Below are 10191 nucleotides of genomic sequence, written 5' to 3'. Positions count from 1 at the left end.
CCCCTTTTCCGCTCGACCAACGCAACCCCAACATTAAATGTGGTTGGAGCACTAGATGGCGCCGATGTCGGGTTGCAGCTCGGCGAACACGCCCACCATCTCACCACTCGGCGGCCCGTCACCGTACAGCATCATCGCCCCCTCGCCAACCAAGACCCGTTCATCCAACAATCGCAACGATTGGCCGATCGGTCGGGTCGAGCACTGGCCGGTCACGCCGCTGCGGAGCCAATCGTGTGACTCGCGAAAGATACCAACGTGCTTTTCCGGCAGCACGGTCGCCATCCGGCGGGTCCCATCGGCGCCGCGACGCAGTGTCGTGATTTTCCAGCGATCATCGCGTGGATCTTTTAGAATTCGCACCGTCACGACCGACTCACCCGGCGGCACGGCGACCGCGTTAAACCAGCGGGGTGCGGCCGCGGATTCCGGCCAGAGTGAACTGTACGCGATCCGATACCGCGGCGAGGCGGGCACGCGGACCCGCAGCCGATAGGTCATCGGCTGGTCACTGATCAGTCGCACCGCAGCGATTTCGTCCTCGTCCGTGGGCGGCAGATAGCCTGTTTCCTCACGCAGCCGCATCAATTCGGCTTCGGCCGATCGCAACCGGGCTGCCGTCACCCCGTAGGCCGACGCGAGCGCGACCAGCAACAGCACCGTCAACAACCAGGTCAGTGAAAACTGAACCGGCAAGCGTCGCGGCGACGTTGCGGGAACTTCTTCGCTCATCCGACCGATAGGGACAGGGCTTGCTGGACGACGGCTTTTGATTTTTCCAAGCCTTCGCTCGCAACGGCCAGGGCCTCGCGTTTCCAGTACTCGGGGTTGAACAGTTCCAGTGAAAAGGTTCCCGTGAATCCGTTGTCGATCAATTCGCGAATGATCGTGGGCAACGGGCAAACGCCGTCGCCGGGAAACACGCGATCCTTGTCGGCGATCTTGTCCTGCGGCGGATCAGCCGGGTAATCGTTGATGTGAAAGCACAGCATTTTGGAGGCTTCGATCATGGACAGGCCGGCGAAGTCGTTGCCGCCCTTGTAGATGTGATAGAAGTCCGGCAAGACGCAGGCGGCGGGATGGGCCGCCGCGGTGGCCACGTAGGCCAATTCACCGAGTTTGCTGAGCGTGGGCGAAAATCCCCACAATTCCAATTGGGGTTGAACGCCCACCGAGGCTCCGATTTCGCACAATGCACGATAACGCTCGGCAACCAACTCCAACGGCGGCGCGACGCTGCCGCCTCGATGCGCCCCGATCGGCGGCGCCGCGATCAGCTTGCCTCCCAATCCCGCGACCAGCTCCATATCGTGACGGGCCGTTTCCAATCCAGCCCGCCGCTGTTGGTCATCGTCTGAAATCCAATTGGCAAATCCGATCGCACTGGCGACAAACAGCCCGGCGTCCTCGATGCGTTTGCGCAGGTCGCTGAGTTGACCGCCTTCGGCAAGGAAGGTTTCGATGTCACGCATCCAGGGTTCGATCCCGTCGTAACCGGCCGCGGAAGCGACATCGACCTGTTTTTCGATGCTCAGGTTTTGACCGCGAATCGTGCTGGTATTGAGCGAGAAACGGACGGGCAGGTCTGGGGGGCTCGGCTCGGCGGCCGCGAGTCGTGCGGACAGGCCGGGAAACGATGCCGCCGAAGCCGTGGCGGCCGTGGCGGCCCAAATAAATGAACGTCGGTTGGTCATGTCGATCTTTGGAAAGCTAGGAAGGGTAGCCGCGTAGTTTAATCTCAAACGAATCTGCGTTGGCAGTGGCGCGATCGGATAAGCGTTCCTGTCGTCGCGGAACTCGAGGTTTTTTACCGGGTTGATCGGAATCGGGGTCGGGAACGAAGGGCGAGGTCGATGGTGGGCGGAAAAGGGGGCAGACGGCCACTTGCGGAGCGATGAAACGATTGCTGGGCCCACGGATAGCAGGGCGAACCCACGGATCTTTTGCACCCAGTCATCCGTGGGTTCGCGCTGCTATCCGTGGGTATTGTTTTCGATGGTTCGCCCGGCAAATTGCTGGAGTCCTTCGACCAGATTGAGTCGAAGGGTTGAAGCACTAGGCTCTGTCCCTAGCCATCCGCACCGGCGAACCGGCCGGGCTGGATGGTGACAGGACGCTTCTCGGCCGGAAAAACGCGACGGAATTCAGCCGCCGCCAAGTTCGAGAGTCTTGGTGAGAGTGTTTCAATCGCCAGCCGGTAAGCGTCAAACGCGGAGGTGCGGTTGCCGGCGAGAAACTGCTTGCGGGCGAAACGGACCAGCGCCTTGCCTTCGGCATCGGGATCCGCTTTCTTGGCACCCGCCTTGGCCGAACGAACCGCAGGACGCGACGCGGCGCCGGACTTGGGCGGCAGCCCACGAAGCTGGCGATCGATTGCGTCGTGATCAATGATCGTGACACGGGCGCCGGCTCCGGCGTGCCCCACTCCCGCTCCGATGCCTCGCCCGCCGCCCCGACGCGAGGATCGCCCGCTCGTCGATCGCGAGACGCCGCCTAAGGAGGTGGAACCGCCGGTCGGCACGAGCACGCTGCCCGAATACGTGAATCGCGAAAACGACGGCAACTGGATCGTCGACTGGGCCGACGCAATCTGGTCGACCCCGAGAGTGAGCAGCGCGGTGGTGACCAGAATACCGAGTCGATGCATGGGACCGATCCGCCTTGAGCGTTTCGTGAAACGATTTTGGCCCGTTCGTTACTTTTTGATTTTGTCGCCGAAGTTCCGATTGAACTTCCGCACCTTGTCCCGGACGACGGCTTGGCAATAGCCGTAATTCGGATTCTTTCGATAGAAGTCTTGGTGGACTTCTTCGGCCGGGTAGAAGGTCGTGGCCTTTTCGAGCAAGGTGACGATCTCGCGATCAAATTCGCCCGACTCGTTCAGTTTCTTGATGTACGCTTGCGTCGCATCCTTTTGCTGCTCATCGTGAAAGAACACGCTGCTGCGGTACTGCGGACCTTCGTCGGCACCCTGCCGATTGAGCGTGGTCGGATCGTGCGTCTTGAAGAACACTTCCAACAGTTCCTCGAATGTGACTTGGGACGGGTCGTAATAGATCTCGACCGCCTCGGCGTGTCCCGTCTTCTTGCCGCACACTTGCTCGTAAGTCGGGTTGGGAACGGTGCCACCGATGTAGCCGCTGATCACGTCGTTGACGCCGATCATCCGTTCGAACACCGCTTCGGTGCACCAGAAGCATCCGCCGGCAAAGGTGGCGACAAGTTCTTCCTTCTGCGGCTGGTCTTTGGTATCAACCTTGTCAGCAGACGCCGCGGAAGCCTCGTCGGGACGCGGTGCTGCGGAGACATTGAGGCAGAAGCTGGCCAGTGCGGCCAGGACCCAAAAGCAGATCCAGGCGGTTTTCTGTGTCTGGCGCTGGGGCTGCTCGGCCACTCGAACCGCAACTCTCGTGTTTGACATCATCGAACGGATTCCTAACTGATCTGGTTCTGCGTGTGCGTCTAGACTGGACTCGATTATACGCTTCCGGGAAGGTGAAAAGTCGTCAACCGACCGAACATAGGCAGAAAGCTTGGCACAATCAATCGAAGATCACGCCGCGACGGCGACAGACGCGCATTTCGACCTCGCCCACACGGTCGCAGCGGACGAGATCGACGCACAGCAACACGTTCACAATTTGCGTTATCTGCAATGGACTCTCTGGGCCGCCGGCCGGCATACCGAGTCGATCGGGTGGGATGCCAAAGCGGCCCTGGCACGCGGGCTCGGATGGGTGGTGCGAGAACATTCCATTCAGTACCGCGGTGCGGCATTGGCCGGAGACGAGATTATCGTCCGGACCTGGGTTCACGATCTGCAGCGATTTGCCTCGCGGCGAAAATACGTGATCTGCCGCCCGGCGGACCGCACGGTGTTGGCCAAAGTGGAAACCCGCTGGGTGTTCGTGGATTTGAATCAGCACAAGGCGCTGCCGATCCCTGACGAAGCCAAGGAACGCTTGGTGGTCTGTCCCTCCCCACCACCGCTGCCGTGGAAAACCGCCCGATCGTAGCGGGACGCGTCACGGTCTGTTGATTTAGTGAGCCGCGACGCGTAAGCGGCCGGGCATCCAGGCGCCCGAGGCCTGACGGCCAGCGGCTCACCATTGACTCAGCAGATCCCGAATCAATCAACAGCCCGGTCAGCGACCGGCGCGGGTTGATTTCGCCACCCCCGCGCCACTGGCTGACGCCGCGTGCTGAGATGCGGGCGTTACTGATTCAGGGACTCGTCGATGATTTCACGACTGGCACGCGTGCCGAGTGCCCCGATGATGCCGTATGGGCTGGCGTCGCCGGGACGAATGCCATCGTTTTGTCCGGCGTGGGAATTCCCCGACCCGATCGAGTCGGAGATGAAGACGACCGCCCCGTCCCCCATCAAGATGTGGGCGCCGCCTTGGTGCCGGCTGCTGATCGACCAGTTGCCTTCGGTCAATTCATGGGCACCGTGCAGACACAACTCGGTGTTGGGGGGGCGATTGGTGGTGACACTGGAATGGATGTGCCCGAAGTTGGCCCAACTGAATCCGCGCCGTGTTCCCAATTCGACCGCCACGAAATACGCCGAGCCGTCGTCGTTCTTGGGGTTGTGTGCGGGGAACGCTGTGGCAACCCAAAACGAAGGACGTTCCGGATCGATCAGGACTCCGGAGTCCTGGCAGGCCATCGTCCCGCCGTCGGCGCTCATCGTGACCTGCAGTCCATCAACATTGCTGACGTCGAACAATCCGTGCGAGCGAGTGTCGCGGTCCAGCAGGTCGGTCATGATTTCGCCACAGCAGATCGTGTTGGAAAGCCCGTCCAGGATGTCTCGGAATCGGGTGAATTTGCGGGTCACGAAAATCCCACGTTGCCAGCGCGCCACCGCGCTGGCCTGAATGACCGTCGGGGGTTGGTAATCGCCGTGCAAAAAGTTGGTCAAGCCGATTCGCGACGACATCGCGCTGTCCCCGATGCACGCCGCATAGTTGGTGCGTCCCAAGGCCGGCAATCCGGTACCGGGGTCGCTGGGACAGCGCAGCGTGGGGATTTCGGTCACCCAGGGCCGGTAACCATATTGGCCGCCCTGGGGCTTTGGTCCCATCGGTTGCCAAGGCGGGTTGATCCGGTTCCCCAGTGGGTCGGTGGCCAGTCGATTGGAGATCTGACTCCACAAGGCTTGCTGCTCCATGAAGGGAGTCAGCCCGACGAGAAAACTGAGGCTCTTTTGGTTCGTGCGGGGCGAATAGAACGCCAACGTGTTGCCGGCCTGGTAATCGATCCCGGTACCGCCACCGTGCATCGGCAGCCGTTTGTAGGCGGAGTGGTAATTGTGCAGCGCCAACCCGACTTGTTTGAAGTTGTTGCTGCAACTCATCCGCCGCGCCGCTTCGCGGGCCGCCTGGACGGCCGGCAACAACAGGCCCACCAAGATTCCGATGATCGCGATCACGACCAATAGTTCCACCAGCGTAAACCCGGCAGTGTTTCGCCTCGACATCGACGGCTCCTCGTTTCTAAAAAAGTGGTGGATAGGCGCGTTCAATCAGCAGACGCGTTCATTCAGCAGGCGAGCCGGCCGCCGCCGCGGCTTCCTGCTCCAGCGCTTCCTGCTTCGCTTTCTCCAGCGCTTCAATCTCTTCTTCGGACAATCCCGAAGTCTCATCGATCTTGGCGTTCATCGCCCGCTGCTCTTGATCGCTGATCTGGTAGGGGTTCTCGTTCAAGGGGACATCAACCACCCCGCCTTCATGACCACCACAACCCGTCATGACGACCATCGACAAGCAGACCAAACCGGCTGCCAAAAGGAGGCTTCTCATTAGAGATCACTTGAAAAGGACGTGAAGAGGACGCGCCGGCGGTGCCGGACAGAACCTGAACGACTGTATTGTAGCCAGTTTCTCACCGCAATCACTGACGAGGAATTTGGGGCGATGAAAGGGACGTGGACATGCCTCGTCGAGGCGAGCGAAGCGAGGGGCATGCGGATCAAGTGAAGAAGTCACCCTCCCTCTGGGAGGGTCGCGGAGGAGTTTACGACGACGCGGGGAGGGTCTATATGGCTGGAAACCGCTCAGCGACGATCGCTCGACCCTCCCCTCGCTGCGCTCGACCCTCCCTGCCAGGGAGGGTAACTTGACGCGTCCCTCACCGCTTGCCCGCTTACCGCAGCTTCTTACCCAGAAACCTCGCCGTCGCATTATCGACCTGTCCCGCGATTTGTTCCGGCGTCCCCTCGGCCATCAGCCGTCCGCCATGGATGCCGCCGCCGGGCCCCAGGTCGATGATCCAGTCACAGCAGGCCAGCAGGTCGAAGTCGTGCTCGATCACCACGACCGTGTTGCCCGAATCGACCAACCGCTGGAGCACGCCGACCAGGCGTTTGACGTCGTCGAAATGCAGTCCCGTCGTCGGCTCGTCGAGCACGTACAGGGTGTTGCCGGTCGAGGTGCGGGCCAGCTCGGTTCCCAGTTTGATCCGCTGGGCCTCGCCGCCGCTGAGCGTCGTGCTGCTTTGCCCCAAGTGCATGTAACCGAGTCCGACGGCTTGCAGTGATGTGAGCAAGCGATGGGCCGAGGGCATGTTTTCAAAAAACGCGGCGGCCTGGTCGATCGTCATCGCCAGCACATCAGCCACGTTGGCGCCTTTGAATCGCACTTGCAACGTCTGGCGATTGAAACGTTTTCCGCCGCAGCGTGGGCAGATTACGAACAGGTCGCTAAGAAAATTCATCGAGATCCGTTCGACGCCGTGCCCCTTGCAAAGTTCGCAGCGCCCGGCGGCCGAATTGAAACTGAATCGGCTGGCCGTGAACCCACGTGTCTTGGCCTCCCGCGTCGCCGCGAAGACCTTGCGGATCTCATCCAACACGCCGCTGTAGGTCGCCGGACAGGAGCGTGGGCTGCGCCCGATCGGAGCCTGGTCGATGGGCACCAACTTGTCCAACTCCGCCGCACCGGTCAGTTTGCCGAACCGCGCCACGCTGCCTGTCGTGGTGGGCAATCGTTTGCCATGGACCAGTTGGTATTCGACCGCGGGCAGCAGCGTGTCAACGACCAGCGAACTCTTTCCGCTGCCGGACACGCCACTGATTCCGATCAGACATCCCAGAGGGAATCGCACCGTGATGTTTTTCAGGTTGTGCGTGTTGACGTCGGTCAGGCTCAAAAAACGATCGGCCGCGCGACGGGTTTCCGGGACCGGGACCGCGTCGACACCCGACAAGTAGCGGCCGGTCAAACTCCGCTTGTTGGCCTGGATCCGTTTGGGGGTTCCGGACGCAACAATCTTGCCGCCCTGGGCTCCCGCGCCGGGACCGACGTCGATCACACGATCGGCCGCCCGCATCGTCGCTTCATCGTGCTCGACGACCACCACGGTGTTGCCGTTTTGTTGCAGCCGCCGCAGACAGCGGATCAAGCGATCGTGATCAGCCGGATGCAATCCGATCGACGGTTCGTCCAGGATGTAGCACACGCCGACCAGCCCGCTGCCGATGCTGGTCGCCAGCCGCACGCGTTGCAGCTCGCCACCGGAGAGCGTTTCGGCACTGCGGTCGAGCGTCAAGTACGAGACACCGACTTCATCCAAAAACTCCAGTCGCTTGGTGACTTCGGTTTGGATCGGTTTGGCCACGGCGCGATGCAGTGGCGAGAGCGAGGGGCCGAGGGCGCCGATCCAACTCGCCGCGTCGGTCAAATTCATCGCCGTTAGCTCGGTGATCGAAACGCCATCGATCGTCACGCCCATCGCTTCGCTGCGCAGCCGCCCGCCGTCGCAGCTCGGACAAATCGTTTTCGAATCGCCCGAATCGACGTGACCCAACCCGTCGCAAGTCGGACAGGCGCCGTAGGGGCTGTTGAAGGAAAATGTCCGCGGCTCGATCTCTTCGACACTGGCACCACACTCGATACAAGCCATCGCGGTGTTGTAGATCGAATCGATCCAGTTTCCGCTTTCGTCTTCAACCGCGGCGGTCACCAGCCCCTTGCCCAGACGCAACGCTAACGAGAGCGAATCGGCCAGCCGAGATTCGACGCCACCACGCACCACCAAGCGATCCACGACGGCTTCGATGGTGTGATTTTTACGCACCGCCAACTCGGGCACGTCGTCCAACAGATACATTTCGCCGTCGACGCGGACGCGGACCAAACCGGCGACCTGGATCGATTCAAAGACGTCGCGATGGGCTCCCTTGCGGCCTCGCACCATCGGCGCCATCAACACCAGCTTGCTGCCCTCGGGACGAGACAACAACGCATCGCGGATGACGTCGGCAGACTGTCGGGCGATCGCCGCACCACAGCTGCCGCAATGCGGTAGCCCCACGCGAGAAAACAGCAAACGCAAGTAATCGTAGATCTCGGTGACGGTGGCCACCGTGCTGCGGGCACTCGTCGAGCCGGGCTTTTGATCGATCGCCATCGTCGGCGCCAAACCGTCGATCAGATCCACATCCGGTCGCGGCATCGAATCCAAGAATTGCCGGGCATAAGCCGACAGACTGTCGATGTATTGACGCTGCCCCTCGGCGAACAACGTGTCAAAGGCCAGCGAACTCTTGCCGCTGCCCGAGACACCGGTGATCACCGTGATCGCGTCGCGGGGAATGTCGACGTCCACCGATTGCAGATTGTGAACGCGAGCGCCGCGAATTCGGATCGAGTTGGCGGAACGGGATTTCGGCACCGATCGTTCTGGATGCGGGGGAAGGGACGAAGCACGTGACGGTCGGTCAGTCTAGGACATCCGACAACCGATGACATCAGGCGCAGCGACCGTAGGTGACGCTGTGCGTCACGTCTCAGCGACCGTAGGTGACGCTGTGCGTCACGTCTCTGCGACCGTAGGTGACGCTGTGCGTCACGTCTCTGCGACCGTAGGTGACGCTGTGCGTCACTTCAAAGACGTGACGCACAGCGTCACCTACAGCAAACTCAGGCCGCTTTGGCAAGCCTTTTGGCGACGCGTGGGGGTGGCTCACGCCAACGTCGGTGCAGCCACCAGTATTGCTCGACCGCTTCGGAAACGCTGATCGCTAGCTGTCGGTTGTACCACTTGGTCAACGATTCGACCGAATCGCAATTGCCCTCAGGATCATCGTCCGGATCGGCGACGGCGACGCAAGCGGTTTCAAATTTCATCGGCTGGCCGTCGATCCGCCGGGTGGATCCGGCCAGCATGGGCGCGCCGCTGCCGAGCGAAAACAAAGCCAGTGCCTTGTGGCAGGACGCCGGAACGCCGAGAAACTTGGTCCAACATCCCTTGGGGCCGGCGTGCTGATCGGCCAGGATCGCCAGCGTGCCGCCGTCGGCCAGATGCTGATCGACCTGAATCGCACATCCGTCCTTGTCCAACATCGTCTGCCCCTTCGCACTGCGGAATCGGTGGACCCAGTCGTCGAGAAAGGGGTTGTCCAGACGCCGGGCAATGGTTGTGGATTCACACGCCATCAACCCCGCGGTGTAGCCGCCGATTTCAAAGTTGCCGAAATGTCCGGTCACCATCACGGTCGGACGTTTGGACAGACAGTTGCGCAAGATATCCCGGCTGTTGCGAAAACGAACGTATTGGGACCAGTTGGTCAGGTGCAACCGCCGCTGAGCCCAGGCGATTTCGCAGACCATCAGCATCAGCGAGTGCCACATCGACACTTCGAGCGCCTTCCGCTGACGCTCGCTGGCGTGGGGAAAGACCTGTTTCAGATTCGTCGCCGTCGTGCGTTTTCGGATCGGCCCGAGGCGGCATATCAGTGTCGCCAACATGCGACACAGCGCGTCGCCCAGGTCCAGCGGCAGCGTCTGGATCACCGCGACGACCAGCCGAACGACGAGGTAGCTGGCGAAATCGATCGCCCGCTGCCGGGCCGGTTTCCAGCCGGCGGCCAGTTTCCCGCCGACACCGAGTGGCATGAATCGTTTGATTGGCGTGACCATCGGGATCAGATTGAACCGGGGAAAACTTGCGAAACGCGACGCCGCCCGCGGCAGACGTCCCCGCGAGAGTGTCTCAGAAGGGAGGCGTCGGACTCCAGAGCGATTTTCCGCCGCGGGCGGACAATCACCCCGGCAGGACGCGTCACGGGCTGTTGATTGATTCGGGATCTGCTGAGTCAATGGTGAGCCGCTGGCCGTAAGGCCTCGGGCGGGCGTCAGAATGCCCGGCCGCTCACGCGTCACGGCTCACTCAATCAACAGACCG

At 61.5% G+C, this 10191-nt stretch carries 9 protein-coding genes; 1 reads left to right on the top strand and 8 read right to left on the bottom strand.

All coding sequences use genetic code 11. From position 1 onward, the window contains the following. Window positions 1-51: 51 nt before the first annotated feature. The 4 genes from NZK35_RS13390 to msrA form a co-directional block, all read right to left on the bottom strand. Complete coding sequence (locus NZK35_RS13390; RefSeq protein WP_259633042.1) at window positions 52-732, bottom strand: hypothetical protein; 681 nt, start codon at window positions 730-732, stop codon at window positions 52-54. Continuing rightward, window positions 729-1694, bottom strand: a complete 966-nt coding sequence (locus tag NZK35_RS13385) for a sugar phosphate isomerase/epimerase family protein (protein WP_259633041.1) — start codon at window positions 1692-1694, stop codon at window positions 729-731. Before NZK35_RS13385 ends, NZK35_RS13390 begins: the two co-directional genes overlap by 4 nt. A 374-nt stretch (window positions 1695-2068) precedes the next feature. Then, window positions 2069-2647 (bottom strand): hypothetical protein, encoded by a 579-nt coding sequence (locus NZK35_RS13380; protein WP_259633040.1) that lies wholly within the window; start codon window positions 2645-2647, stop codon window positions 2069-2071. A gap of 48 nt (window positions 2648-2695) precedes the next feature. Then, entirely contained in the window at window positions 2696-3424 is a 729-nt protein-coding gene (gene msrA, locus NZK35_RS13375; protein ID WP_259633039.1) for a peptide-methionine (S)-S-oxide reductase MsrA, read from the bottom strand. Window positions 3425-3533: 109 nt separating this feature from the next. Here msrA and NZK35_RS13370 point away from each other — a divergent pair, with 109 nt between their 5' ends. Beyond that, complete coding sequence (locus tag NZK35_RS13370) at window positions 3534-4016, top strand: acyl-CoA thioesterase (RefSeq protein WP_259633038.1); 483 nt, start codon at window positions 3534-3536, stop codon at window positions 4014-4016. 200 nt (window positions 4017-4216) lie between these two features. Here NZK35_RS13370 and NZK35_RS13365 read toward each other — a convergent pair whose 3' ends face one another. The 4 genes from NZK35_RS13365 to NZK35_RS13350 all read right to left on the bottom strand — a co-directional run bounded on the left by NZK35_RS13365 (window position 4217) and on the right by NZK35_RS13350 (window position 9926). After that, the gene (locus NZK35_RS13365; RefSeq protein WP_259633037.1) at window positions 4217-5485 is read right to left on the bottom strand and encodes a DUF1559 domain-containing protein; all 1269 of its coding nucleotides are present in this window, start codon (window positions 5483-5485) and stop codon (window positions 4217-4219) included. 58 nt (window positions 5486-5543) lie between these two features. Beyond that, window positions 5544-5807 (bottom strand): hypothetical protein, encoded by a 264-nt coding sequence (locus NZK35_RS13360; RefSeq protein WP_259633036.1) that lies wholly within the window; start codon window positions 5805-5807, stop codon window positions 5544-5546. Between the two features lie 343 nt (window positions 5808-6150). Continuing rightward, complete coding sequence (gene uvrA, locus NZK35_RS13355; protein ID WP_259633035.1) at window positions 6151-8679, bottom strand: excinuclease ABC subunit UvrA; 2529 nt, start codon at window positions 8677-8679, stop codon at window positions 6151-6153. 248 nt (window positions 8680-8927) lie between these two features. Next, window positions 8928-9926, bottom strand: a complete 999-nt coding sequence (locus NZK35_RS13350; protein ID WP_259633034.1) for a lysophospholipid acyltransferase family protein — start codon at window positions 9924-9926, stop codon at window positions 8928-8930. Window positions 9927-10191 lie beyond the last annotated feature (265 nt).

Origin of the sequence: Stieleria sedimenti (assembly GCF_025060895.1) — a bacterium.
In the GTDB taxonomy this organism is placed as follows: domain Bacteria; phylum Planctomycetota; class Planctomycetia; order Pirellulales; family Pirellulaceae; genus Stieleria; species Stieleria sedimenti.
Note: the sequence above shows the minus strand (reverse complement) of the source record. Positions and strands in the feature narration are given on the sequence as shown.